At 61.7% G+C, this 26,509-nt stretch carries 23 protein-coding genes; 8 read left to right on the top strand and 15 right to left on the bottom strand.

Annotated features, from left to right (window positions below; all coding sequences use genetic code 11):
- The first annotated feature begins 125 nt into the window (after positions 1-125).
- The 3 genes from I6E58_RS00885 (at position 126) to ppsA (ending at position 6,308) form a co-directional block, all read left to right on the top strand.
- Positions 126-1,859, top strand: a complete 1,734-nt coding sequence (locus I6E58_RS00885) for an ABC transporter ATP-binding protein (protein ID WP_197129377.1) — start codon at positions 126-128, stop codon at positions 1,857-1,859.
- Positions 1,856-3,820, top strand: coding sequence for an ABC transporter ATP-binding protein (locus I6E58_RS00880; protein ID WP_197129374.1), 1,965 nt, complete (start codon positions 1,856-1,858; stop codon positions 3,818-3,820). The genes I6E58_RS00885 and I6E58_RS00880 overlap by 4 nt, the downstream gene beginning before the upstream one ends.
- Before the next feature lie 103 nt (positions 3,821-3,923).
- On the top strand, positions 3,924-6,308 hold the full coding sequence (gene ppsA, locus I6E58_RS00875) for a phosphoenolpyruvate synthase (RefSeq protein ID WP_197129371.1): 2,385 nt from the start codon (positions 3,924-3,926) through the stop codon (positions 6,306-6,308).
- Here the strand turns inward: ppsA and I6E58_RS00870 are convergent.
- The 3 genes from I6E58_RS00870 to I6E58_RS00860 are packed head-to-tail and all read right to left on the bottom strand — an operon-like array spanning position 6,305 to position 8,543.
- Positions 6,305-7,192: a fructose bisphosphate aldolase gene (locus tag I6E58_RS00870; protein ID WP_197129369.1), complete on the bottom strand. Its 888-nt coding sequence runs from the start codon at positions 7,190-7,192 to the stop codon at positions 6,305-6,307. The genes ppsA and I6E58_RS00870 overlap by 4 nt on opposite strands.
- Before the next feature lie 23 nt (positions 7,193-7,215).
- Positions 7,216-8,190, bottom strand: coding sequence for a 1-phosphofructokinase family hexose kinase (locus I6E58_RS00865; protein WP_197129366.1), 975 nt, complete (start codon positions 8,188-8,190; stop codon positions 7,216-7,218).
- 41 nt (positions 8,191-8,231) lie between these two features.
- A complete protein-coding gene (locus I6E58_RS00860; protein WP_197129363.1) occupies positions 8,232-8,543 on the bottom strand; it encodes a hypothetical protein in 312 nt (103 codons plus the stop codon).
- A gap of 123 nt (positions 8,544-8,666) precedes the next feature.
- Between I6E58_RS00860 and I6E58_RS00855 the strand changes: the two genes are divergently transcribed.
- The 5 genes from I6E58_RS00855 (at position 8,667) to I6E58_RS00835 (ending at position 13,377) form a co-directional block, all read left to right on the top strand.
- Complete coding sequence (locus I6E58_RS00855) at positions 8,667-9,770, top strand: hypothetical protein (RefSeq protein ID WP_197129360.1); 1,104 nt, start codon at positions 8,667-8,669, stop codon at positions 9,768-9,770.
- 118 nt (positions 9,771-9,888) lie between these two features.
- The gene (locus I6E58_RS00850; protein ID WP_197129357.1) at positions 9,889-10,647 is read left to right on the top strand and encodes a 3-oxoacid CoA-transferase subunit A; all 759 of its coding nucleotides are present in this window, start codon (positions 9,889-9,891) and stop codon (positions 10,645-10,647) included.
- Complete coding sequence (locus I6E58_RS00845; protein ID WP_197129354.1) at positions 10,644-11,333, top strand: 3-oxoacid CoA-transferase subunit B; 690 nt, start codon at positions 10,644-10,646, stop codon at positions 11,331-11,333. The genes I6E58_RS00850 and I6E58_RS00845 overlap by 4 nt, the downstream gene beginning before the upstream one ends.
- A 2-nt stretch (positions 11,334-11,335) precedes the next feature.
- Positions 11,336-12,502: a thiolase family protein gene (locus I6E58_RS00840; protein ID WP_197129351.1), complete on the top strand. Its 1,167-nt coding sequence runs from the start codon at positions 11,336-11,338 to the stop codon at positions 12,500-12,502.
- Between the two features lie 68 nt (positions 12,503-12,570).
- Positions 12,571-13,377: an IclR family transcriptional regulator C-terminal domain-containing protein gene (locus tag I6E58_RS00835; protein WP_197129349.1), complete on the top strand. Its 807-nt coding sequence runs from the start codon at positions 12,571-12,573 to the stop codon at positions 13,375-13,377.
- 42 nt (positions 13,378-13,419) lie between these two features.
- Here the strand turns inward: I6E58_RS00835 and I6E58_RS00830 are convergent, their stop codons facing one another.
- The 12 genes from I6E58_RS00830 to I6E58_RS00775 all read right to left on the bottom strand — a co-directional run bounded on the left by I6E58_RS00830 (position 13,420) and on the right by I6E58_RS00775 (position 26,438).
- Positions 13,420-14,655 carry a CynX/NimT family MFS transporter gene (locus I6E58_RS00830; RefSeq protein WP_197129346.1) on the bottom strand — a complete coding sequence of 412 codons (1,236 nt, stop codon included), beginning with the start codon at positions 14,653-14,655 and terminating at the stop codon, positions 13,420-13,422.
- Between the two features lie 72 nt (positions 14,656-14,727).
- On the bottom strand, positions 14,728-15,942 hold the full coding sequence (locus I6E58_RS00825) for a Xaa-Pro peptidase family protein (protein WP_197129344.1): 1,215 nt from the start codon (positions 15,940-15,942) through the stop codon (positions 14,728-14,730).
- A 248-nt stretch (positions 15,943-16,190) separates the two neighbouring features.
- On the bottom strand, positions 16,191-17,822 hold the full coding sequence (locus I6E58_RS00820; RefSeq protein WP_197129341.1) for a DUF885 family protein: 1,632 nt from the start codon (positions 17,820-17,822) through the stop codon (positions 16,191-16,193).
- A gap of 80 nt (positions 17,823-17,902) precedes the next feature.
- Complete coding sequence (locus I6E58_RS00815) at positions 17,903-18,274, bottom strand: PPOX class F420-dependent oxidoreductase (RefSeq protein WP_197129338.1); 372 nt, start codon at positions 18,272-18,274, stop codon at positions 17,903-17,905.
- 102 nt (positions 18,275-18,376) lie between these two features.
- Positions 18,377-19,369, bottom strand: a complete 993-nt coding sequence (locus tag I6E58_RS00810; protein ID WP_129072729.1) for an ABC transporter ATP-binding protein — start codon at positions 19,367-19,369, stop codon at positions 18,377-18,379.
- Positions 19,356-20,378 (bottom strand): ABC transporter ATP-binding protein, encoded by a 1,023-nt coding sequence (locus I6E58_RS00805; protein ID WP_197129335.1) that lies wholly within the window; start codon positions 20,376-20,378, stop codon positions 19,356-19,358. Before I6E58_RS00805 ends, I6E58_RS00810 begins: the two co-directional genes overlap by 14 nt.
- 10 nt (positions 20,379-20,388) lie before the next feature.
- The gene (locus I6E58_RS00800; protein WP_129072731.1) at positions 20,389-21,306 is read right to left on the bottom strand and encodes an ABC transporter permease; all 918 of its coding nucleotides are present in this window, start codon (positions 21,304-21,306) and stop codon (positions 20,389-20,391) included.
- The gene (locus tag I6E58_RS00795; protein ID WP_197129332.1) at positions 21,303-22,319 is read right to left on the bottom strand and encodes an ABC transporter permease; all 1,017 of its coding nucleotides are present in this window, start codon (positions 22,317-22,319) and stop codon (positions 21,303-21,305) included. Before I6E58_RS00795 ends, I6E58_RS00800 begins: the two co-directional genes overlap by 4 nt.
- 93 nt (positions 22,320-22,412) lie before the next feature.
- The gene (locus I6E58_RS00790; protein ID WP_197129329.1) at positions 22,413-23,999 is read right to left on the bottom strand and encodes an ABC transporter substrate-binding protein; all 1,587 of its coding nucleotides are present in this window, start codon (positions 23,997-23,999) and stop codon (positions 22,413-22,415) included.
- A 58-nt stretch (positions 24,000-24,057) separates the two neighbouring features.
- The gene (locus I6E58_RS00785; protein WP_197129326.1) at positions 24,058-24,465 is read right to left on the bottom strand and encodes a nuclear transport factor 2 family protein; all 408 of its coding nucleotides are present in this window, start codon (positions 24,463-24,465) and stop codon (positions 24,058-24,060) included.
- Between the two features lie 334 nt (positions 24,466-24,799).
- The gene (locus I6E58_RS00780) at positions 24,800-25,945 is read right to left on the bottom strand and encodes an FAD-binding oxidoreductase (RefSeq protein ID WP_197129324.1); all 1,146 of its coding nucleotides are present in this window, start codon (positions 25,943-25,945) and stop codon (positions 24,800-24,802) included.
- A 97-nt stretch (positions 25,946-26,042) separates the two neighbouring features.
- Positions 26,043-26,438: a nuclear transport factor 2 family protein gene (locus I6E58_RS00775; protein WP_129072736.1), complete on the bottom strand. Its 396-nt coding sequence runs from the start codon at positions 26,436-26,438 to the stop codon at positions 26,043-26,045.
- Positions 26,439-26,509 lie beyond the last annotated feature (71 nt).

The following is a 26,509-nucleotide window of genomic DNA, read 5'->3' as shown; positions in this document are numbered from 1 at the left end:
AGACAGCGGTAATTTCGAGAAATGCCAGTGGAGCGTGCGGGCCGATAGCGGTTCATTCGGGTGTTACTCACACCGCAATTCGACTCGCTGACACCCACTATCATTGCACTGGAGAAGTAGAACCCATGCTGTTGAGACTCCTGCGTCACTACCTCCGCCCGCACGCCAAACTCCTTATCGGCGTCGCGATTTTTCAGGCCGCCCAGTCGATCGCTAACCTCTACCTGCCGAGCCTCGTCGCGGACATCATCGACAACGGGGTTGCGAAAGGTGATGTGGGGCATATCCTCTGGATCGGCAGCATCATGCTTGCGATCACCCTCGTGCAGGTTGCGTGCGCGATTGTCGCCGTCTACTTCGGAGCTAAGGCCGCGATGTCACTTGGGCGTGACCTCCGCGGTGCACTTTTCCACCGGGTCAGCGAATTTTCGGAACGCGAAGTCTCGAAGTTCGGCGCACCAACCCTCATTACCCGTTCCACGAACGATGTGCAGCAGGTGCAGATGTTCGTCCTGCTGACGTGCACCCTGTTCGTGGCCGCACCGATTCTGGCCGTTGGCGGTGTCATCATGGCCATCAGGCAGGATGTCGGCCTTTCTTGGCTGATGGCGGTCAGCGTTCCGGTCCTTTTGCTGGCGATCGGACTCATCGTCGCTCGGATGGTTCCGTTGTTCCGCACGATGCAGAAACGCATCGACGCCGTAAACCGTGTGCTGCGGGAGCAACTCACCGGCATCCGGGTGGTTCGCGCTTTCGTGCGGGAGAAAGACGAAGCACAGCGCTTTGCACACGCTAACCGCACTCTCACCGACACGACGCTTGCGACTGGTCGTCTGACCGCCCTCATTTTTCCTACGGTCATGCTCGTAGTCAACGTGTCTAGTGTCGCCGTCGTCTGGTTTGGTGGGCTGCGTGTCGAGTCCGGCGAAATGCAGATCGGCGCACTCATCGCCTACCTCAGCTACCTTCTCCAGATCTTGATGGCAGTGACGATGGCGACCTTTATGGCCATGATCCTTCCGCGGGCCGCAGTGAGTGGGGACCGGATCAGCGAAGTACTCGACACGGAGAGCTCGGTAACACCACCGGCGAATCCGGTGATGTCGCTGCCTGAGCAAGGAACGGTGAAGCTAGAACACGTCTCCTTCTCCTATCCGGGCGCCGAGCAGCCGGTGTTGCGCGACCTCGACTTCACCATTAACCAGGGCCAAACCACGGCGATCATTGGCAGCACCGGGGCCGGAAAAACAACGCTCATCAACCTGCTGCCGCGGCTATTCGATGCAACAGACGGTGTGGTCGACGTCGACGGCGTCGACGTTCGTCACATCGACCCCGACCTGCTGTGGGGCCGGATCGGTCTCGTTCCCCAGAAGCCCTACCTGTTCTCGGGCACGGTAGCGAGCAATCTTCGCTACGGCAAACCCGATGCCACCGATGAGGAACTGTGGGAAGCACTCACGATCGCGCAGGCACGCGACTTCGTCGAAGCGATGGATGGCAGGCTCGATGCCTCCATTTCTCAGGGGGGCACGAACGTTTCTGGGGGTCAGAGGCAAAGGCTGGCGATCGCGCGGGCGCTGGTGAAAAAGCCCGAAATCTATATCTTCGACGACTCATTCTCGGCGCTCGACGGCGCCACGGATGCACGGCTGCGGCTCGCACTTCGCACGCATCGGCGCGACGCCACGATGATCATTGTCGCGCAACGAGTCGCCACGATTCGGGATGCGGAACAGATCCTCGTACTCGAAAGCGGCGAGATTGTCGGTCACGGCACTCATGAGGAGTTGCTTGACACCTCCGAGACCTATAGCGAAATCGTGAATTCGCAGCTGACGGTGGAGGCGGCAGCATGAGCGAGTCGGAGCAGGACGAGAAAGTCACCGAACGACCCCAGCGTGGTCGTGGACCATTCGGGGGCGCAAACATGCCCGCCGAGAAAGCCATGAATTTCGGGCCCTCAGCACGCCGGCTATTCGGCATGCTCAAGCCGCACCGTATCGGGCTCGTCTGGGTACTTTTCTTCACGATCGTGAGCGTCGGACTCAGCGTTCTCGGCCCGAAACTGCTGGGGCAGGCCACCAACCTGCTGTTCGAAGGTGCAATCTCCCAGAACCTGCCAGCCGGCAGCACGAAAACACAAATCATCGCCGGTTTGAGGGCCAACGGCCAGACCGGCCAAGCCGACCTATTGAGCGGCATGAACCTCACCCCCGGAGTCGGAATAGACCTCAGCGCTCTCGGAATGATCCTGCTTCTCGTGCTTGCGCTCTACCTTGTGTCTTCGCTGTTCGGTTGGGCTTCCGCCTACGTGCTCAACTCGGTCGTGCAGGCCACCATGTACCGCTTGCGCGGTGACGTCGAAGGCAAGATCAATCGCCTCCCGCTCAGCTATTACGACAGCATGAAGCGAGGCGAGCTGCTGAGTCGAGTCACCAACGACATCGACAACGTTTCGCAGACCCTGCAACAGACCTTCAGCCAACTCATTACCTCCTTGCTTACTGTCGTGGGCGTCATCGTCATGATGTTCGTCGTCTCGCCACTGCTTACTCTCATCGCGCTTGTCACCATCCCACTGACCGTCGCGATCACCGTGACCGTCGCGAAGCGTTCGCAAAAGATGTTCGTGGCGCAGTGGAAGCACACGGGAGAACTCACCACCGAGGTGGAAGAGAACTTCACGGGCCACGCGCTCGTGAAAGTTTTCGGGCGTCAACGGGAGGTAGCAACCGTTTTCGATGCCAAGAATGACGAGCTTTTCACGGCGAGCTTCGGAGCCCAGTTCGTGTCTGGCATCATCCAACCGTCCATGATGTTTGTCGGCAACCTGATCTATGTCGCGATTGCTGTCGTCGGCGGGGCTATGGTCGCCGGCGGAACAATGCGTCTCGGAGATGTGCAGGCGTTCCTGCAGTACTCGCGGCAGTTCACCCAACCGCTCACGCAGCTGGGGAGCATGGCGAATCTCGTTCAGTCTGGTGTCGCCTCCGCCGAACGGGTCTTCGAATTGTTGGATGCCCAGGAGCAGTCTCCCGACCCCGCTGATGCGGCGAGCCCCAATGGCACCGTGGGAGAGCTGGTGTTTGAGAACGTCTCGTTCCGCTATGTCGCCGACAAACCACTCATCGAAAATGTGTCGCTCACCGCGGCGCCCGGGCAGACTGTCGCGATCGTTGGCCAGACGGGTGCAGGCAAGACGACACTCGTGAACCTCATCATGCGCTTCTATGAGTTGGACTCCGGCCGCATCACGCTCGATGGTGTCGACATTGCTGAGATGACCCGCGATGACCTCCGCAGCCGCACCGGAATGGTGCTTCAAGACACCTGGTTGTTCGGCGGCACCATCCGAGAGAACATTGCCTATGGCCGACCGGATGCCACAGAAGAGGAGATCGTCGCCGCTGCGACGGCCACCTATGTTGACCGTTTTGTGCACTCCCTGCCCGATGGCTACGACACCGTCTTAGAGGATGACGCGGATAACGTTAGTGCGGGCGAGAAGCAGTTGCTCACCATCGCGCGAGCGTTCCTCGCGAAGCCGAGCGTGTTGATCCTCGATGAAGCAACCAGCTCCGTTGACACCCGCACCGAAGTTCTGGTGCAGCAAGCGATGGCGGCGCTGCGCAGCAATCGCACCAGCTTCGTCATCGCGCACCGGCTTTCCACGATTCGAGACGCCGACCTCATTCTGGTGATGGATGCCGGACAGATCGTCGAGCAGGGCACCCACCGTGAACTTCTGAAAGCAGAGGGCGCCTACTTCGATCTCTACAACGCTCAGTTCGCGGCACCCGTCAGCGACGAGCTTTAGCAAGGGTCGGGTCGGATTTCGGACTCTAGATACGTGGCGGCAATAGTCGTAGAGTTCACACCATAGGCAGTGGCAACTCCGTTAACAACGTGGGAGGCACGATATGGGCACACAACATGTGATGTGGTTCAAAGACATTGGCATCGGAGATGTTCCGATCGTCGGGGGAAAGAACGCTTCGCTTGGTGAAATGGTTCGCACTCTCGAGAGCGAGGGTGTGCGGGTTCCGCCAGGGTTCGCGACCACTGCCGATGCCTATCGATCTTTCGTCGATGCCAACGGCATCGCGACCGCTGCTCGGGCGCGAGTTGATCAGATGCACTCTGGCGACGCCAGTTTGCGTGAAACGGGAGAGGCGCTGCGTGAACTCTTTCTGAGCAGCGAGTTTCCCGAAGACATCGCGGAGGAAATCCGGGTGTCGTACCGCCGCCTGGCCGAGAGATCGGGAGAGAGCAACCCGGCGGTCGCCGTGCGCAGTAGCGCTACAGCCGAAGACCTCCCCGATGCCAGTTTCGCCGGTCAGCAAGAGACCTTCCTGAACGTGCGGGGTGAGCGAGAGCTTCTGGATGCCTGCCGCCGCTGCTATGCCTCGTTGTTCACCGACCGTGCGATCAGCTACCGCGAGGTCAAAGAGTTTGATCATCTGGATGCGGCGCTTTCGATCGGCGTGCAGCGCATGGTTCGGTCGGATGTCGGTGGGTCTGGCGTGATGTTCTCTATCGATACCGAAAGCGGATTTCCGCGCGTTGTCGTGATCAGCGCGGCCTGGGGGCTCGGCGAAACCGTCGTGCAGGGAACCGTGAATCCCGATAAGTACCTCGTGTACAAACCTCTGTTGGAGACGCCGGGGTGTTCGCCGATCGTCGAAAAGTCGCTCGGTGCCAAGGCACGCAAGATGGTCTACAGCGAAGGCGGCAGCGCGCGCACTCGGATGGTTGATACCTCTGAGCGGGAACAACAGTCTCTCGTATTGGCCGATTCCGAGATCCTGCAATTGGCGCGCTGGGCTGTGATTGTGGAGACACACTATGACCGCCCCATGGACATGGAGTGGGCTAAAGATGGTGTGACGGGCGAGTTGTTCGTCGTCCAAGCACGCCCCGAGACCGTTCAAGCCCGCAAAACGGGCACGCGTTTCACAACCCACCACCTCACTCAGGATGGTCCACTTCTGGTCTCTGGCGCCGCGATTGGTGATGCGATCGCCACGGGTTCAGCCTGTGTCATCCGAGACCCTGCCGACATTGAGAACTTTCGTGATGGGGCGATCCTGGTCACCGAAATGACCGATCCTGACTGGGTGCCGATTATGACCCGGGCCTCCGGAATCGTCACCGATCATGGCGGGTCAACCAGTCATGCGGCGATTGTGAGCCGCGAACTTGGCATCCCGGCAGTCGTCGGAACCGGCAATGCTACCGAGGTGCTCAACGAGGGCCAAGACATCACCCTGTCGTGTGCGGAGGGAGATCAGGGCCATATCTACGATGGCACCCTCGCCTTTGAGACCGAGGAGCTTGATCCCGCAACGCTGTCAGAAACACGCACGGCGGTGATGGTGAATATCGCGAGCCCGGCGGCGGCCTTCCAATGGTGGCGGCTGCCCGCGGCCGGAGTTGGCCTCGCCCGGATGGAATTCATCATCAACAACCTGATCACGATTCATCCGATGGCGCTCGTGCATCCCGAACTCGTGACTGATGAGAGCGAGCGCCAGCAAATTGCGGAGCTGACGCGTGGCTTTGACGATCCCACGGAGTTCTTTGTGGAGACCTTGGCGCTGGGGATTGCCAAACTTGCCACCCCGTACCATCCGCTGCCTGTGATCGTGAGGCTCAGCGACTTCAAAACCAACGAGTACGCGCACCTCATTGGCGGCAGCGTTTTCGAACACTCCGAAGAGAACCCGATGCTGGGATTCCGGGGAGCCTCCCGCTATTACAGCCCGCGCTACCGCGAAGGCTTCGATCTCGAATGCCGAGCGCTCAAGAGGGTGCGGGAGCAGATCGGTTTCACCAACATCATCATCATGGTGCCGTTCTGTCGCACTGTGGCCGAGGCCGATCGTGTTCTCGCTGTGATGGCAGAAAACGGGCTGGTGCGGGGTGAAAACGGGCTTCAGGTGTACATGATGTGCGAGATCCCCGCGAACGTGATCCTGGCCGAAAAGTTCGCGACGCGGTTCGACGGTTTCTCGATCGGCTCCAACGACTTGACACAATTAGTGCTCGGCGTCGATCGCGACTCAGAAGAGTTGGCGGCGCTTTTTGACGAACGGGATGACGCCGTCACGTCGATGATCAGCCAAGCCATCCAGAAAGCACACGCCGCCGGCATCAAGATCGGCATTTGCGGGCAGGGCCCCAGCAATCATGCCGACTTTGCGGCTTTCCTCGTCAACGAAGGAATCGACTCCATTTCTCTCAATCCCGACAGCTTTATGAAGACCGTTCCGCGTATTGCTGCTGCCGAGGCCGCAACGAATTAGGTAGTGGAAGCTCGAAAAATGCTGCTGATCGATTCTTCGAGCGTTGCGGTGAATTCTTCATCACTTTGCTGCGCCGTGAGCCCCTCGGTGAGCGCGCGCGAAAAGCTCGCCACTACGCCGGGTTGACGCGCGAGTCGAGCATTTGCTTCGGCGCGACTGTAGCCGCCAGAGAGGGCCAGGACTCGCAACACGTTTGGATGCGCAACCAACTCGGCATAGAAGTCGTCGATCTCGGGAAGAGTCAGCTTGAGCATGACGTGCTGGTCTGCGTTGAGGGAGTCAAGCTGTTCGAGGAGCGAGGCCTTGAGCATCCGCTCGGCCTCACTCTTGCTTGGCGAATGAATGTCGATCTCGGGCTCAATGATCGGCACGAGACCGGTCGCCAGAATCTGACGGCTGATCTCGAATTGTTGGTTAACGATTGCGTGAATGCCCGCCGCGTTGTCGAGCAGGATCAGTGACCGCATCTTGGTTCCGAAGATGCCGTTGTCGAGAGCGCGGGCCAGCACCGCGTCGAGCCCGGGCAGCGGATTCATCAGTTGGGCACCATTGACCTCGTCGTGGAGCCCCTTATCGACTTTGAGAAACGAGACGATGTTCTTCACGTTCCAGAGGTAGTCAGCGCTGAGGAGGCCCTCGATCTGACGGTCCATCGTCTGCTCGAAGAGGATGGCGCCCAGGATGCGTTCACCGCTGAAACTGGCGTTGGTGATGATGCGCGTGCGCATCGCATGAACGAGATCGAACATCTCCTCGTCGCTGGAGTAGGAATCATCCTGAATGCCATAGAGCTTCAGGGCTTTCGGCGTGCTGCCACCGCTCTGATCGAGAGCCGCAATGAAGCCGTCAGCGTCCTTGATCTTGGTGAACTGCAATTCATTCATGGTTATGCTCCTCTTCGTTCCGCCTAGTACCGCGTGGCCTCCGGAAGCACTAGTTCGAGAGCTTCTACTTCCTTAAGGGCACACATCTCGGTCGCCGGAGTCGCTGCCGTTGCGCTCCCCGCAGCGACAGCAGAACGGAATGCACGTTCAGGATCTTGCCCCTGCGACAGTCGCCACACGAAAGCCCCCAGAAAAGCATCGCCGGCACCGACGGCACTCTGAACCTGCACGTGAGGTACCGGCAAACGGATGACGCCCGCTGCCGACGCGAGCACGGCACCCTGGTCGCCCAGAGTGAGAGCCACGAGTTGAGCCGAGCCGCGCGCGACGAGTTCGGCGGCGGCATCCACTTCACTCTGTTCGGTTGTCAGCTCTCTGCCGACGAGTTCGCTCAGTTCGCGCAGGCTCGGCTTCACGAGATAGACGCCCTCGGCGAGGGCCGCGGTCAGTGCTTCGCCCGAGGTGTCGATGATCGAACGCGCGCCGCGTTGGTGGGCCAGACGTGCGACCTGAGCGTAGAAATCGGTGGGGACTCCGGGCGGCAGGCTTCCGCTCGCGACAACGTAGCCGCCGGGAACGATGGCTTCCTCTAAGGCCGCCAGACAGCGGCGCCACTCGGCTTCAGCGAACTCGGGGCCCTGCAACACGAAACGAAACTGTGCGCCTGAGGAACCCTCGTCCACGGTGAAGCTCTCGCGCGTAGTGCCAGCAATCGGCACGACGAGGCTGGGCACGTTTTCGGCCTCGAGCAACTGGCGGTAGGTCGCACCGGTGAGGCCGCCGGCCGCATAAATGGCTAGGGCATCCCCACCGAGGCTCTGGATGGTGCGTGCCACATTCACGCCGCCCCCGCCGGGATCAATCCGGCTGGGGCCGCAGCGCATCTTGTGATCCTTGATGACCTGCGCGGTCGATGTGCTGATGTCGAGCGCGGGGTTCAGGGTCAGGGTCACGATCGGTCGGGCGCTCGAAGCGAGCGGGAAAGTAGCGGATGCCATGGTCCCCATTTTATGGCGTTGTGCTGTCGCTTCGGCGGGCGTTAACTCTCGGCCGAGGGCTTATGCATTCCGAGTTCGTTGAGGGGCGCGTCGTCGACGGGCACCGGTGTGTGCTCGATGGGACAGTTAAGGATTGTTTCCGGTGTCGAATGGTCAATGAAGTGCTCAGACATTGGCCGCCCGCAGACAGGGCAGACGGCATCCGCCACCTTGGCGACGACAGCGTCGTAAGGGCCCAGCGCCGGTGTTCCTAGAATCGGGAAGAGTTTTTCGTTCAGCCAGTCGATGAATTTGACGTAGCCGTCCAGACCAGACTCTTCGCCTTCGTCTTTGGTGTGCTCGTGTTCGCTCATATTTTCAGGCTAGACCCGAGGGAGTGCGAATGTAAGGGGTGCGGGCAGCCCGTTGTCGTGCGCGCTCGCGGCTGAACAACCGTCACTCTTCACATCGCAGCGCGTGCCACCTAGCCTGATCCCATGACGATGGATGCTCACGCTGTGCTTGCCGGCCCGCGCGGTCGCCGTCTTTGCCTCGCGATCGTGCGCCAAGCGCCGCGAGAGGAGTTCCCTGAAATTGCGGTGTTCGACTGGTTGCTCCATTGGGCCGCCCATCAGCGTGAAAAAGCCCGCGGCCAAGGGGGAGCGATCTTCGGTTGGGGCCTCCCCGATCCGCTTCCCGACCCGACCGTCGAGGAGATCGTTGAGGCGCTCGAAGCGATCCCGCTGAGTTCGCTGCCCGCGCTCAGCTCCGCGGATCTCCTTGAGGCGCTCGCGGACTCGGTTGACAGCGCCCGGTGCTGGCACGAGCCCGACGGTACGGACGAGCTGCTGGCGGATGCCCGGCTCAGGCCCGCACTCGAGCGCATTGCTGAGCAGGTGGTTGCTTGGCCTGCGACCGCGTGGTGGAGTGAGCCCCTCGCTGCCGAGCAGTGGGCGGTGCAGTTTCGCGATGCTTACCTTCAGCGATCAGCCCCGACGGAGCCAGCGTTGGTCTTCGAGCAGTGGAGCACCGCAGCGATCGAAGAGGAGCAGTCTTATCGGCAACTCTTCTCGGATGATCCCACCGCGGAAACATCGGGCACTTGGTGGTCGCGGCCGCCCGGCGCGCTGGCGATGTCAACGAGCGCACGGGGAGAGTCCGGTCCTGTCGGCGTGTGGCTCATCGAAGACCGCATGGATGAAGAGCCGGCGGATGTACGGCGAGTGGGGTGGGCGCACGCCGCGCGGATATTCGAGATCGTCGACGCCGAGTCGTGGGCCCAGTTGTGCCGCTCCTATCCGTTCGACGTGAGCGAGAGTCGCCGTCATGTCTGGTACCTGACGACGGGACGCGTCGGCAAGTGGATGACTCCCGACTGGTCGCTGGTTGCCCGCGACTTCGACGCGGTGCACCTTTCGGTCGCGGCCTACCTGTCGGCGGCGGGAACGGCCATCCCGGTGAACAGTGACACCGCGAGCGTCATCGCTGGCTGGAACCCCGATGCGACCTATTGGCTGACCGACGTCGAGGATGGCGAACGTGCGGAGTCGAGTTGGGTGCGGGATGAGGAGACACGGCGGTGGCGCCCGCTCCTCGAGTAGCTACTCCTGCGCGCAGCTGCCCGATAGGCGTAGAGTGTTCGTATAAAGAAACTTACTTCGTCTAGCGAAAACTAGGGGACTGCGAACTGCGTAGTAATCCCTGATGCAGGGAGAGAGCATGATCGACAAAGTTGTCCCGTCTCTGGCGGATGCCGTTGCCGGGATCAAAGACGGCGCCACCATCATGATTGGCGGCTTCGGTCACGCCGGTCAGCCTCACGAACTCATCGACGCGCTCGTCGCTCAGGGCGCGAGCGACCTCACCGTCGTCAGCAATAACGCCGGAAATGGCGACGGCGGGCTCGCCGCGTTACTGTCCGCTGGCCGCGTGCGCAAGATCGTGTGTTCCTTTCCCCGCCAAGCCGATTCGTGGGTCTTTGACGCGCTTTATCGCGAGGGAAAGATCGAGCTCGAGTTGGTGCCGCAGGGAAACCTGGCCGAACGAATCCGTGCAGCAGGGGCTGGCATCGGCGCATTCTTCACGCCAACCGGCGTCGGAACCGAGCTGGCCGCGGGCAAAGAGACGCGGGAAATCAACGGGCGCACCTATGCGCTCGACTACCCGATCCATGCTGACTTCGCTGTGATCAGTGCACTCAAAGCCGACCGCTGGGGAAACCTGGTTTACCGCCAGACGGCTCGCAACTTCGGCCCGATCATGGCCTCCGCCGCCACGACCAGCATCGTTCAGGTCGACGAGGTCGTGCCGCTCGGAGAACTCGATCCCGAGAGCGTGGTCACGCCGAGCATCTACGTGAACCGGGTAGTCGTGGTGGGGGAGCGGGGCTGGCTCGCCAATAACGAATTTATTGGTGGTGTCGACCTCGAAGGGCAGCCACTCGACGCGGAGCTCGCAGCCACAGGAGGCACGAAATGACCACCACGCTCAGTCGCATCGAGCTCGCGCAGCAGATCGCCGCGGCCATCCCCGACGGCTCTTTCGTGAATCTGGGCATCGGCGCCCCGACCCTCGTCGCCAACTACTTGCCTGCCGACCTCGAAATCATTCTTCACACCGAGAACGGCATGCTCGGGATGGGGCCTGCCCCCGAGGCTGACCGTGTTGACCCCGACCTGATTAATGCGGGAAAGCAGGCTGTCACTGCGTTACCCGGGGCGGCATATTTTCATCAGGCTGACTCCTTCGCCATGATGCGCGGCGGTCACCTTGACGTCTGTGTTCTCGGTGCCTTTCAGGTCGCGGAGAACGGTGACCTCGCGAACTGGTCAACGGGAGCACCGGGCGCCATCCCCGCTGTCGGTGGAGCGATGGATCTCGCGATCGGTGCCAAAGAGGTTTACGTGATGACTGACCTCCTCACCAAGCAGGGTGAGTCGAAGCTCGTTGCGGCGTGCAGCTATCCGCTCACCGGCGTCGGCTGTGTATCCCGGGTGTACACCGATCACGCGGTATTCGACGTCACGCCGGACGGTTTTGCAGTGCGCGAACTCTATGGCGACAACACTCTGGAACTTCTCACCAGCCTCACCGGGCTCACCCTCGTTGACGCCACCGCAAGTGCCACTACGAGTGCCGCCGCGAACGACGCAGAAGGACACTGATCATGACGAGTACCTATATTTACGACGCTGTTCGCACCCCCTTCGCACGTCACGGGAAAGCGTTCGCAGACGTGCGACCGGATGACCTCGCGGCCGTGGTCATGAAGGCGGCGATTCAGCGCACTGACCTCGATCCGGCGCGCGTGGATGACGTCATCTTTGGTGACGCCAACCAGGCGGGCGAAGACAACCGAAACGTCGCGCGGTTCGGGGCTCTCTTGGCCGGATTCCCCACTTCCGTTTCGGGAGTGACCGTCAACCGACTGTGTGGCTCTGCAGTGGAATCCGTGATTCAAGGCAGCCGCGCGATCGAAGCGGGCGACGCCAGCATCATCCTGGCGGGCGGAGTCGAGTCCATGACTCGGGCGCCGTTCATTGTCGAGAAGTCATCGCGGCCGTTCCCGCTGGCTAACCAGACGATCTGGAACTCCTCGATCGGGTGGCGCATGGTCAACCCAGCGCTGCGCGAGGACTGGACGATCTCGAACGGGCAGAGCGCCGAAAAGCTAGCGCTCATGCACGACCTCAGCCGTGCCCAGCAAGACGAGTTTGCCGCGCGCAGCCACCGCCTGGCCGCTGAAGCGTGGGCCGCGGGGCACTACGACGGAGAAATCGTTCAAGTGCCTGGCCACGAGTTGGAACGCGACGAGGGAATCCGGGACGACACCACGGTGGAAACACTGAGCGCTCTTCGGCCGGCGTTTGCCAAGGACGGCACCGTGACGGCCGGCAACTCATCCTCGCTCAACGATGGCGCATCCGCCGTGCTTCTGGGAGCAGAAGGCGTACTAGATATCGAACCGCTGGCCCGCATAACAGGCCGTGGCGTCGCCGGCAGTGATCCCGACGTGTTCGGAATCGCCCCCGTGGAAGCCGCCAACCGAGCACTCGCTCGCGCCGGACGGACCTGGGCGGATGTCGACATCGTCGAGCTGAACGAAGCGTTCGCCTCCCAGTCGTTGGCCTGCATCGCGCTGTGGCCCGAGCTGGACCCGGAACGCGTGAACATCCACGGCGGGGCCATCGCTATGGGGCACCCGCTCGGGGCATCCGGTGGTCGCATCATTGGCCATGCGGCCCACGAGCTTAAGCGCCGCGGCGGTGGAGTCGCTGTTGTTGCCATCTGTATCGGCGTCGGTCAAGGGCTGGCCGTCGTTCTCGAGCGCTAAGACCGCGCCGCGAACACTGAGGGTGCTGGCGGCACTAGGTTCCTCGGTAGAGTTCTGGAGGAGGCGCGATGAAAGACACTGAAGTGAGCCCAACCTCAGACGCAGAAGCACCGGCGGAAGACTTCGTTCAGTCTCTCGCACGCGGAATCGCAGTGCTCCGAGTGTTCGACGCCGAGAATGCGCAGCAGACGCTGAGTGAAGTCGCGCGTAACGCGGGCATCCCCGCCGCTGCAGCCCGGCGTTTTCTTCGCACGCTCGAATCCCTCGGCTATGTGCGCTCATCAGGGCGTCAGTTTGCGCTCACCCCCAAGGTTCTCGAAATCGGCTTCGGCTATCTCTCTTCGCTCTCGCTTCACGACGTGGTTCAACCCCACCTCGAAGCGCTCTCGCGCGCCACGGGAGAATCCGCCTCTGTGGCCGTGCTTCTCGACGAAGAGATCGTCTACGTCGCCCGCGTTCCTACCCGCCACATCATGAACGTGCGCATTACGATCGGCACGCGCTTTCCCGCCTTCGCCACGAGCATGGGGCGCGTTCTTCTCGCAGGCATTCCGGCGACGGAGCGCGAACAGCTGCTGGCCAGCGCCATCATGCCGGCACTCACCCCGACCACCATCACGGATGCTCGACTGCTCGAAGCCGAGATCGAGCGAGTCGCCGCGCAAGGGTGGTCGATCGTGGATGGCGAGCTTGAGGCAGGGCTGCTCTCGGCGGCCGTTCCCATTCGTGATGGCGACGGCACGGTAACGGCTGCGCTCAACATTTCCACAAGTGCTACCCGCGACTCGGTGGAGTACCTGCGTGCGCACCACCTGCCGCTCGCGCTCGCGACGGCGGATGACATCCAGAGAGATCTACGCCGGATCTCTGTCTGAGCGCACTGACTGCACCGAGCGTACTGACTGCACCGAGTGTGCTCAGCGTCGCGCGAGCTGATCTTCGACGTAGACGGGCTTGCGCAGCAGGATTCCCCCGACCGATGCGATGACCGCTGACGCGATCAACATGATGAACACGGCAACCCACCCGCCCGTTGTTTCGCGCAGCACACCCACGAGCAGCGGTCCGAGTGAGGCGATGGTGTAGCCGACGCCTTGAACAAAACCGCTGAGGGCGACCGAGCCGCGCATTGTGCGGGAGCGGAGGTTGATGAGCACGAGGCACACCGGGAACAGCAGCGCGCCCAAGCCGATGCAGACTACCCAGAGGGTGGTCGCGAAGCCGGGGGCCAGCAGCAGGCCGAGGTCGCCGACAATGAAGAATACGACGCCCAGTTGCACGAGGGGGCTGACGTTCTTGAGCCTCGCCGCCAGCACCGGGATGAAGAGCGCCGCGGGCAACCCCATGGCGGCATAGAGAGCGAGCAGCGCTCCTGACTCCGCTGCTGTGGTGTCTGTTGTTTGAGCGAGAATATCGGGCAGCCACGTCAGCACGCCATAGACGTTGAACGACGAGATAGCGAAAACGATGGCCACGGTCCACGCCACGGACGATTGCCAGATCGGGCGCCCCCGCAGCGGCAGTGCCTGAGGAAGTTCGGCGGTGTCATTCGCCGAGGTGTCCCGTTTCTCGCGCGAGCGCTGCACCAGAAGCGTTATCCACGGCACGAGACTGGCAAACGCCAGAATCGACCACATTCCCAGCGACAAACGCCAGTCGGTTGCGTGAGCGACGGGAACGGCGACGAGAGCGGGTATGGCAGCGCTCGCCGAGGCCAGCGTCGCGTAGAGCGCCGTCACCATCCCGATGCGGTCGGGAAAATAACGCTTCACGAGGGGTGGCAGCAGCACGTTGCCAATTCCCATTCCCACGAGCGCGAGCGCACTGCCGACCAGAAGGATGGCGTAGCCGCCAGCAGCGGCGCGCAGCAAGTGGCCGACAATCATGAAGCCAATGGCGAGGATCAGGAACCGTTCCAGCCCGAGTCTGCGCGCGACCGGTGCGCTGAAAATAGCGGAGACGGCGAAGGCCATCGGCGGGATCATCCCGAGCAGACCGAGCGCCACGTTGTCGAGGGGAATGTCGACGGCGATCTCACGCGTAATGGGAGAGATAGCGGAGACGGCCGTGCGCAGGTTCAGCGCGACCAGAAGGATGCCGACAAGGGCGATGGTGCGCCCCGCCCACAGGGGGAGCGGCTGGGAGTGCGGCATGGCGTTACTTTCGGTCCTGGTGCACCTGAACGTCTGGGCGCCGGCTGGCGCAGTTCCGCAGCGAGCGGATGCCTAGTTGGCGACGAGGTCGTTGGCGTGAGTGTTGATGCTCGTCGTGCCGGTTTCGGTCATGAGGAAGACGTCTTCGACGCGCACGCCAACGCGACCGGGCCAGAACACCGACGGCTCGATCGTGAAGAGCATTCCGGGTTCGAGAGGTGTGTTGTCCTCTTCGGAGATGTACGGCAGTTCGTGCACGTCGAGGCCGATGCAGTGGCCGGTGCGGTGACGGAACCAGTCGCCGTAGCCGCCCTCTTCGATCACGGCGCGAGTTGCGCGGTGCACATCGCCACCGGTCGCTCCGGGAACAGCCGCTTGGCGCCCAGCTTCCTGCGCGGCGATAACGAGGTCGTACACGCGCTCGTACTCTTCGTTGGGAGTTCCGATGTGGATGGTGCGGCCGAAGTCAGAGCAGTAGCCCTGCGTAATCGCACCGAAGTCGAAGCTCACGCCGGCACCCGACTTGAGGGAATCGTTGGAGACTCGCACGCTGGCATCACGGCCCAGTTCAGGGCCCATGGCCCACACGCCGGTGTCGAACGAGGCACCGAGGGAGCCGTGCTGACGCATCCGGAGATCGATCTCAGACGAGAGTTCGAGCTCGGTGATTCCCGAAACGACCATCTTTTCGACGTCGGCGAAAACGTCATCGACGATCTTGGCTGACTGGCGCATCAGGGCGATTTCCTGATCGTCCTTGATGCGGCGAATCTGATTGATGATGGCGTCGGCGACCACGAAGTCGGCGTCTGGTTTGTGGTTGCGGAGCTCGATGGTGGTTTCTGCCCAGCTGCGACCGCTCAGAGCGATTCGGCTAACGGCATCCGCTTCGTGCCCGCAGCTTTCTTGGCCGGGGCGAGCGCCCATGGCGACCGTGTTGGCTTTGCTCGTGTAGCTGTCGAATGCCTTGCGGAAGATCTCGCCTCCGTCGTCTTTTTCGTTCGCGGTCATGACCTCGCCGGCAATGCCGTCGGGGAGGTCGAACTCTTGAAAGTGACGGGTGAGAACGAAGAGCGGGTCGTTGCCGGGGGAGATGAACGCTCCCGAGATCCAGTGGTTGGTATAGCCGATGTTTCCGAACGACGGAAGGCGGCGACCGAGACCGGTGAAGTATTCAAGATCTGATTGCGAAGCGGGGAGAAAGACGACATCGATGTTGGATTCATCGAGTTTGGTCCAGAGCTTCGACAGGCGCTGGGTGTAGTCGAATTCGATCTTTTCCATCATGAACGTGATGCTCGTTTCTGTTCGCTTAACACAGCGGTCCGAACTGAACTGAGCGGCCGCTTGTCCTTTTTCACTGTAGCGGAAGTTTCGAAATTTGAACACTAGTTCGCTAGTCGAACAATTGAGCTTGCGAGATAGTGCAGGAATAGATTCTTTGAGTCGGGCGGTTGCCTCGATACACCCGAGGAGGGGCGGCGTCGTGAGCACACATGCCGCATGATCGCCGCCCCACCCGCAGGCCAGGTCTGCTAGGAAATGGAAGCGTCGAGAATGTCAACGTCCGAACGGTCGCCGAGCAACTCCCAGCGCTGAAGCGAGAACGGCACGTTTCCGTTGAGCCACACGTAGTCGTGGAAGTCGCGCGTCGAGAAAGCATCCTTCTGCTGGTTGATGGCATCCGTCATCAGGCGAATGAGCAGCATCTTGCCCACGTGGTACGACATGGCCAAGCCTGGCGTCGCGATGTACATCGACGATTCGTCGAGAGCGGTCTCGCGATCCATGGGAACCAGATCAACGAAGAACTGCGTCGAGTCATGAACGCTGAACTCACCCGTTGCCAGGCTCACATCAGCGATGACCCGCAGGCTGCGCAGACGGTTGAAGTTGTGGATGACCTCTTCGGAGTGCGGCGAATCGGTGAAGAGCCCCGCCAGCATCATCATTTCCTCGTTGTAGAACGCGATTCCCTCGTTCGCCGCGGAGTCGTAGTACCGGCGACGGAGCGGATTCTCGTGACGGGAGGCCAGCGCGAGCTGCTGGTAGTGCGCACCCTCGTGAACGATGCCCAGCCGCGGATCGCGTGCGTTCGCCGCGTAGAAGTAGGGCAGCCCAGGAGTCGGCTCTGGCGAGTAAGAAATACCGTCCATGTCGACTCGCTGCTCGCTCGTGAGATCATCGGTCACTCCCAGCCAGCGCAAGGGCTCGACATACGCGGGCAGGGCGCCGACGAGGTAGTGGCGCAGGTTGTTGGGTTGGCTCAGAAGGTTCTCGGACTCATAGAAGTCGCGAACCTGCTGCTCCTGCTCTGCCTCGCGAGCAACCTGTGCTTCGACGTTCTCCGAGAGCGTGTCAGCGGCAAGATTGCGGTAGCGGTTGGTGACGATCGTTTCGGAGACCACTGCGCGCTGGTAGTCCTGACGGGCGGCGCGAACCATGTCTTCTGGTTCGGCGGCGACGAGTGCCACGTTGCGCAGGAACCAAACGAACTTCTCGCGACCTACGGCCTGATCTGGTGCCATGGAGTCAGCATTCGCTTCCAGCCAGTCGCGGAACGCGGTGAGAGCTTCGGCGGCGGCGGGCGTAGCGCTGCGTAGCTGCTCGAGCACGGCAGCATCGACATAGCCCTCGAGCTTCTCGACGGTGTCGGCGAACTGAGCTCCGGCATCCGACAGCATTTCGGCAGCAACTTTTGCAAGGGTGCTGACGCCGGCGCGGGCGAGGTTCTCTTGAGCCGTGGCGACCTGCGAAGGAATTGCCTCGGCGACGGTCACCAAGGCCTGCTGGCGTTCGGCAGAGAAAGGAGGCACTTGAAGCAAGCGGTCGAAGAATGGGCCGAGGATCTGACTCGTGAGGAAGACGGCGTCTTTCTCCCAGTTGCGCAGCGTGTCAATGTCCCAGGTGACGCGAGCTAGGGAGGAGCCGACCAAGCGGTAGTCGACCTGTACGGGAACGGGCTCTGAGCTGACGTCGATAGCCGCCCAGCGGGCGTGGAACTCGGCGTAGCGGCTGCGGATGTCGTCGATAGCGGCAACGCTGAACTGCGGCACCCAGTCGGCGCCGCGGTCGACGCGGGGAATGTCATCGCCCGTGTGGAACGCTATCGCGTAACGCCACTGCCATATTTCGGCGCCCAGTTGTTGTACGGCGTCGTGTCCCATGTGATCTCCTTTGACGAGCTCACCCGCGGGAAGCGTCGTGAGCGTAGATATTGGTGTGTAGGTGAAGAAGTGCGTTGCGGTTACAACGGTTTGATTTTGAGGATGACCCGCTGTGACTGAATTTGCTCAGGGATGTAGGCGCGGTTGAAGTAGCGCCACGCGAGAGTGTCGATGTGAGCGCGAGCTTCAGCCCCGTGGATCTCTTCGACAACGGTGCCGCGTACCTCGGCGTACTCATAGGGGTTGTCCTTGTTGATAATGAGCACGGCGACTCGAGGGTCGCGTTGCACATTTTTGTACTTTGCCCGGTGAACTTCGGTGTTGATAAAGATGTACTCGTCATCGCAATCGACCCACATCACCTGAGCGCACGGCTGGCCATCGGCCTTGAGAGTCGTAAAGGAGGCAAAGTGCCCGCCCTGAGCCAGTTCGCGCGTTTTCTCGCTAAGCATTGTTGCCTTTCCTTTGTGAAGCGTGACCCTCGCGTCCTGGGCGACGGCGGACCGTAGTAATGCTGTTGGGGCCCTGCCAGGAGGGACACAACCCCAACAGGTCTAGTGCGGCTCAGCAACCCGTGTTGCGAGAAGTTCCAGTCGCACGGCGGGGCCACCGGCGGGCTGATGCCAGCAGGCGGCGGCGCGTGAATCGTCAATCATGACGAGCGACGGATCTTCGGTCGAGCAGCGGTCCATGGCGACCGGGCAGCGCGGGTGGAACCGGCATCCGGTCGGCGGGGCGGCGGGGTCGGGAACTTCGCCGTCCGGGGCAACAGGCGCAGCGGCATCCTCTTCGAGGCTCGGGATGGCTCGCACGAGGGCATCGGTATACGGGTGCAGTCGAGATTCCCACAGCTCGTCGGTTGGTGCCGTTTCTACGATCCGACCGAGGTACATCACGGCGACTTTGTCGGCGATGTGGCGCACCACCGAAAGGTCGTGCGAGATGAAGAGCAGGCCCATTCCGCGCTCTTTGGCGAGCCCCACGAGGAGGTTCGCAATCTGAGCTTGAGTCGAGGCATCGAGCGCCGATACGGCCTCATCCGCCACAATCACCGATGGCTGGGGCGCGAGAGCCCGAGCGATGGCAATTCGTTGGCGTTGGCCACCCGAGAACTCGTGAGGGTAGCGGTCGGCTACAGCAGCGGAGAGTCCTACCGCTTCGAGCAGCACTACCGCAGCGGCGCGGGCCGATGAATCGCTGGAGGTGTCAGTGAGGCCGTCGGCGATCTGGCGCCAGATGCGGCGGCGAGGGTTCAGCGAAGAATAGGGGTCTTGGAAAACCATCTGCAGCCCGCGGTCTGCCTTGGGGCGTGCGCGGCGACCCACCGGACTCACCGGGATGCCGTTGAGAGTGACAGAGCCGGAGGTCAGCTTCTGCAGGCCAACGATGCCGCGGCCCAGTGTGGACTTTCCGCATCCGGACTCTCCGACGAGTCCGACGATTTCGCCCGGTCCCACTTCAAGCGAAGCTCCGGCGACGGCGCGAACGGGGCGACGGCCCGGGGTTTTGTAATCGACAATGACGTCTCGTACTTCAAGAAGCGACATGCTGATCCTTCCGAGGAGCGAGTGAGATATCGAGGGGGATAGCGCCCTCGGGTAGCGAGCCGAAAGGGTCGACGGCGCACGCAGCGAAGTGTCCCGGTTCTAGCTCGCGGAGTTCGGGTACATCGGTGCGGCACGACTCGACGGCGAACGTGCAGCGCGGGTTGAACGCGCAGCCGCTCGGGCGACGATCAGGCGTCGATGGCTCACCGGGAATGGGAACGAGCGCCTTGCCGAGCGCAGCGCCCTCGGGTAGCGCCTCGATAAGAGCGCGAGTGTACGGGTGGCGAGTGGAATTGAGAACTTCGCCGATGGAGCCGCTCTCGGCCAGACGGCCTCCGTACATCACGTACAGGCGATCGGCGATGACGTTCATAACGGCGAGGTCGTGGGTGATGAACACCACGGCCATTCCCGTCTCCTTGCGCAGTCGGTCAAGAAGATCGAGGATGCCGGCCTGCACGGTAACGTCGAGCGCGGTGGTGATCTCATCGGCGATCAATAGCTTGGGGTCGCACGCCAGAGCCATGGCAATGGCGATGCGTTGGCGCATTCCGCCCGAGAACCGGTGGGGGAACGCGGTCAGTGCCGACGTGGGGTCGGGAATGCGCACCATCTCGAGCAGTTCAGCGGCACGTGCCCAGGCGGCCTTGCGACCGAGACCCTTATGAACCCTCAGGTGCTCAGTGAGCTGCGTTCCGATATTGAGCATCGGATGCAACGACGTCATGGGGTCTTGAAACACCATGGCCACTTCGGTGCCGCGAACGGATTGCAGCTGCTTCGGTGTCATGGACAGCACATCGACACCGTTGACGCGCACCTCTCCGGTGCTGGTCGCGCCCGCCGGGAGGAAGCCAAGGGAGGTCATCGCGGTCACGGTTTTACCGCTGCCGCTCTCGCCGGCGATGCCGACGATCTCGCCGGCGTTCACGGTGATGCTGACACCTTCAACAAGGTTGCGACCACCGCGGATCAGGATGGAAAGGTTATCTACTTCGAGAAGGCTCATTTGTCATTCCTCACAGTTCACTCGTGGCGACAGAACGCGCCGAGCGTGGGTCGAGGGCATCTCTCATGGCGTCGCCGAGGAAGTTGAAGCCGAGTACGACGGTAAAGATCGCCAGCCCGGGGAACAGGGCTACCCAGTAGTTGTAGAACACCGCAGCGCCAGAGGAGACCATCGAGCCCCACTCGGGCTCCGGGGGTACAGCGCCGAGGCCCAGGAACGAGAGCCCGGAGAGGAGGAGCACAGCGTTACCCAGTTCAAGTGATGCGAGCACGAGTACAGGCCCGGCGACGTTGGGCATTACTTCTTTGACGAGGGCTTTAGCGCTCGAGTCACCCAGGAGTCGGCTCGCGGCCAAGTAGTTCGTTTCACGAAGACTCAGCACGAGTGAGCGAGTCACCCGGGCGTAGGCCGGCCACGAGACGATGACGATCGCGAGTACCGCGTTCGTCAGCGATGGGCCGAGCGAGGCGGCGACAGCCATCGCGAGGATGATCGCGGGGAAGGCGAAGAAGAGGTCAACAACACGCATGAGCGCTGCATCCACCACACCACCGACGTAGCCAGCGATAGCACCGACTGTTGCGCCGACGATCACCGAGAGGGTGACCAAGAGAACGGCGAGCGGCAAGCTGACGCGAGCTCCATAGATGACGCGCGAGAGGATGTCTCGACCGACGACATCGGTGCCAAACGGATGATCACCCGATGGCGGAAGGTACCGGTCGAAGTCTTGAGCGAGCGGATCGTGGGGTGCAACCCAGGGAGCGAATATCGCGATGACAGTCCACGAAACGATGACGAAGATGCCGACGACCGCGAGGGGCCTGCGCCACGCGGCCGGAAGCCGCTTGCGCGCGGGCAGCCAGCGACTGCGCTTTATCGGAATGCCGTCGGGGGCGAGGGTGGGGTCTGTAGTTGAAGTTGTCATGCTCTGCGAATCCTCGGGTCGATGACGCCATATAAGAAGTCGACGATCAGGTTGACGGTGATGTACACGAGTGCGACGAACAGGGTGACGCCGACGATCGCGGGAAGGTCGAGGTTGCTCGCGCTCCGGAAGGCGTAAGCGCCGATGCCCGGCCAGCCAAAGATCTGCTCGACGAGTACGGTTCCGGCGAGAAGCGACGCGAACGCGGTTCCCAGCACGGTGATCACGGGCACTAGCGCGCCGCGCAATACGTGACGGAGCACGACGGTGTGTCGAGGCAAGCCCTTGGCTTCGGCGGCGCGCACGTATTCGTTTCCGAGCACCTCGAGCATTGAGGATCGGGTGAAGCGCAGAAGAAGGCCGATCATGGGGGCCGAGAGCACGAGCGCGGGAAGAATCAGGTGGGAGAACGCACTCACGAACAACGGCCAGTTGCCGGCCGCGAGAGCATCGAAGGTGTACATGCCCGTGATCTGAGGGGGCGGAGTCTCGCCGGGGTTCAGCCGACCCGAGGACGGGAAGATGCGATTGACGGTCGAGAACAGGTATACCGCGATGAGGGCGAGCCAGAAAATGGGGATCGAGACGCCGCCAAGGCTGACGACGCGAAGCACCTGGTCAACGATGCCATTGGCGCGCAGCGAGGCAATGATTCCGAAGCCCACTCCCATCACGATGGCGATGAGGGTGGCGGCGATGGCGAGTTCAGCGGATGCGGGGCCGAACTGAGCCAGGTCAGACAGAACTGGGTTCTGAGTTCGAATCGATGTACCCAGGTCTCCGCGAAAGAGGTTGCCCAGATAGATGAAGAACTGCATGTATAGCGGCTGGTCGAGCCCGTAGCGCGTGCGCATTGCGGCGACGATTTCGGGGTCAGCAGCCGCGCGCTCGCCGAGTCGCGAGGTGGCGGCATCGCCGGGAAGAAGTGCGGTGAGGATGAAGGAAACGAAGATGATTCCGACGGAGAGAATTGCGGCCGAACCCAGTCGGCTAAGGATGAAGCGAAACAACATGAGGGCCTCCCTCTCGCGTCGCAGAATGCGTCGTGCGGTTAGTGGAGTGCTGGTTGGCGGTTCGAGAAGAACCGCCAACCAGCAGGATCCTGATTACTTGCCGATGTAGGTCAGGTCAATTCCGAACACTGCGGAGAATACTGCTCCCTCAATGTCCTTGCCTGCAACTACAGACGCTGCGGGCTGGAACAGTGGAGCGAAGACGCCCACCTCGTTCATAGCCAGCTGGTATTCGCGGAAGATAGCTTCGCGCTCTGCCTCGTCGGTGGTTACCGCAGCCTGCTCAGAGAGCTCGACGAGCTCGGTGTGCGAGCCGCCGGTCCAGCCGGCGCGGAGACCGACGATGTTGTCCGGAGCGAAGACGAGGTAGTCGGCCGGGTCCGGGTAGTCCGGGTTCCAGAGCCAGAGACCCATTTCTTCGGTTCCGCCACGGTAGGAGTCAAGCGCCGTCGAGATGGGCGACGGAGCGAGAGTGATCTCGAGTCCGACTTCCTTCAGGTTGGCCTGAATGCGCTCTGCAACAGCTCCGAAGCTGATTCCCGCTACCGAGAAGTCGCTGGGGTACTCGAGCTCGATCGGGTCGATGTCGCCGAGTTCAGCTACTGCTGCCTTGGCCTTGTCGAGGTCACGAACGGTGACGTCGGCCGGCTTGAGTGCACCGAAGAAGACGCTCGGCACTACGCCGGCAACCTGTTCGGAGCCGTCGCCAGCGATTTCGAGCAGACCGTCGTAGTCGAGGCCGTACTTAACAGCATCACGGAAGGCCTGGGTCGAGGTGATCTCCGAGATCTCCGGGTTCGCGTTAGAGAACAGGAAGAAGATCGTGGGCGAGATGCCACTTTCGATTACGAGGTCAGGGTTCGACTCGATTGCGGGAAGCTGGTCAGAGCCGAGGTCGAGCGCGATGTCGATCGTTCCGCTCTGAACATCCATCAACTGGTTCTCAGCCGTGGCGTTCTTGAGCACGATCTTCTCGTACGCTGCCGGCTCTCCCCAGTAGTTGGGGTTCGCCACGATGACAGTCTCTGTCTCCGTGTTGAAGGTTTCGATGATGTACGGACCGCTACCGGCCGACGTTGTGTTGAGGAATTCCTCAGCGGTGTCGGTCGTGCTGGCGTCTTCAGCATCGGTTCCACCGTTGGCCTTGACGACCTCGGAGTTCACGATACCGAGCGTCTGGGCGGTGATGATCGCCGGGATAGCGGTGTTCGGCTTCTCGGAGGTGATCACGACGGTGCTCTCGTCGGGGGCTGTCACAGACAGACCCTCCATCAAGAAGGAACCGTTGCCTTGGATGTTCTTGACGCGGTCAAAGGAGAAGACAACGTCGGCCGAGGTGAGCGGCGTTCCATCGGAGAAGACGACGTCATCGCGAAGCGCGAAGGTGTATTCGGTAGCGCCTTCGTTGACTTCGTAGCTTTCGGCGACCATCGGGATGGGCGTGGTTGCATCGCCCTTCGCGAAGGTCAACAGGGTGTCGTACACCGCTCGGCCGAAGATTCCGCCGGTTGTTTCGAAGCTGCGAGCGGGGTCAGCAGTGGCAAGGTCAAATGACTTTCCCAATACCAAGGTGTCTTTTACTGTGTCGGGGGCCGCTGTGTCTGCCGGAGTACAACCGGTAAGCACGAGAGCGCCCGCGATGACAGCGGCAACAAAAGCGCCGCCACGTGAGATTCTCATCAGGGTCATTCCTTTCAGTTCCGTTGGTGTTGCAGGGTGTGGTGCAGTCTGTGTTTCGTTAGTGCGCCGCCGAAGTCACAAGTACATCTTCGTGGTTGTGCGCGACCCGCCAGCCGTCTGAGGTGCGACGCCAGACACCCGTGTTGCGGATGCGCTCGTCTGGCGTGTCTCCTTCGAAACGAACCACGAGCATGTGGCGAAGTACAGCGACATCGCCCCACACATCGATGACCTGATCGAAAGCCTCGAGCGATTCAACTTGTGGTTGATCGTCTCCGGTCGGTCGAGTGGCCCGCACGGCGTTCAGGCCTTCGAGGCCGAACACCAGCGCTTCGTGCTCCGAGTCCCAGATGGTGCAGTCGGGGTGGATGTGGCGATCGATACGCGGGCGATCCTGCGTTTCGAACCCGCTATACATTTCGTTCTGCCCGTGCCAGATTTCGGCTTTGTCGGTTTCGATCGTCATGTGATCCCCTTCGCCAGATGGTTATCTGCCAGCGGTGCGGTTAGTGCCGTGAGGTGAAGAACAAGAGGAGGCGGTGAGTCTGCGACGCGAGAGCGAACACGACTTTCGTTGTGGGAATGTCGGTTCAGATCTAGGGTAAGACTCGAGCGTCGACCTCTTGAATCGAGAGCCTACACGTAAGTTACAAGATAGAACAAGTGTTCGTGTTGCGAACAAATCTCGATTTCGATCGCGGAAACATCGCGGAAATCTGCGGTACATGCGCCCGAAACGCGAGTCAGGCCTAGCGTGGCTCCGTGCGATCCGCGCCCCGCTGAGACACTCGAGTAGTGGGTTAGTCCGCGAAGCGTTCCGGGGCGAAGGGTGAGAGGTCTCGTTCTACGGGAACGCCCGTGGCGAGGTCGGCGAGAATGCGCCCCATGAGCGGTCCAGCCGTAAACCCCATGTGCGGGTAGATGCCGACGAAGACCCCGGGGGCCGCGTCGTACTCTCCGATGATCGGGAGCAGGTCAGGCGTCGCGTTTCCGATGCCAGCCCACGTGCGAACAACGTGAGCATTCGCGATCGCCGGTGCCACTTTCATGGCGACGCGCAGATTGTCCCGGAGCGAATCGGGATTCACTACCCACTCGCCTTCAGCGTTGCGTCGCGCCGGCCAGCCTCCGCCAATCAGGAGCGCGCCGGTGTGTGCTTGCTTCAGGGTCAGCTTGTCACCGGCGTAGTACACGAGGTGCTTCACAAGGGGCTTGACCGGTTCGGTGGCGCTCACCTGCACGGGCTCGCTCGTGACGGGAATGTCGAGGCCGAGCATCCGGCCGATGGAATTCATGCCGTCACCGGCTGCCAGCACGATCGACCGAGCATGGATCGTTGTTGCCCCGGCTTCGAGCTCGTAGCCGTCGCTGGTGCGCGTGATGCTTGTCACGGGCGCACCCAGCGCAAAGCGAGCGCCGTGGTTTTCGGCGGCGCGAGCGAAGGCGGGCGCGGCAAGAAGGGGGTTGGCTTTGCCCTCGGTGGGCATGTACGAGCCTCCGGGCATATCGAGGGAGACCCAGGGGGCAAGTTCTTGCAGTTCAGCTTGGCTGAGCATGCGGGAGTTGTAGCCGGCCTCCTGCTCGATCGCGACCTTGCGCGCAATGTCATCGAGTTGGCCCTGAGTAGCGCCGATCAGGATGCCGCCGTTTCGAGTGACTTCAAGGTCGACTCCGAGCTCGGCGGAGAGCGCATCCCAAAGCTCGAGGGAATCGGTGAGAAACCGTAAGGCGGGGAGAAAGCTGTGTGCCCAGTCTTCGCCACGTTCCATGAACGACGGATGCTGGATCATCCCGTGAAGGCTGCCAGCGTTACGACCGGAGGCCTCAGTGTTGAGGTCTTTGCCGTCGACCAGCACGACATCGACGCCGCGCTTGGCTAGTTCGTAGGCGGTCGCAGCGCCGGTAATTCCGCCACCGATGACGGCAACTTCTGCATTCTGTTTCACTGTGTCTATCCCCGATCAACCCGTGAGTTCTGTGTCTACTATGCAGCCTGGGTGCTGCGCTCACGGGAGCGCAGCACCATGAAGGCGGAGGGGAAGGTTATTCCCACGAACGCTGTTCTTGATTGTGGATGAGGCGCCATCCCTCGGGTTCACGCTGCCACACTCCGGTGTTGCGCAGAAGCTCGTCGGGGGTGTCGCCCTCGAACACGACGGTGGCGTAGTGGCGAAGGACCGCGATATCTCCCCACACGTCGGTGACGGGGTCGTGCGCGGTAAGGGAGAGGACCTTGGGCTGGTCGTCGTCGGCGGGACGCGCCGCGCGAATAGCATTGAGTCCGTCGAGGCCGATCACCATGGACCAGTTACCTGAATCCCAGATCGTGCAATCGGCGTGGATGTACTGATCGGTGCGAGCGCGGTTGCTGGTTTCAAATCCGACGTACATGTCTTGCTGGTTCGCCCAAATCTCTGCGGCATCGGTTTCGTTCGACATTCGTTGTGCCTCTCCTTTAGATGATGTGCAATCATGAATGAGAATAACCGCTATTCGCCCTCTCGTGCGCA

Source organism: Salinibacterium sp. SWN1162 (assembly GCF_015864675.1).
Taxonomy (GTDB): domain Bacteria; phylum Actinomycetota; class Actinomycetes; order Actinomycetales; family Microbacteriaceae; genus Rhodoglobus.
This window is presented reverse-complemented; position numbering and strand designations above follow the sequence as displayed.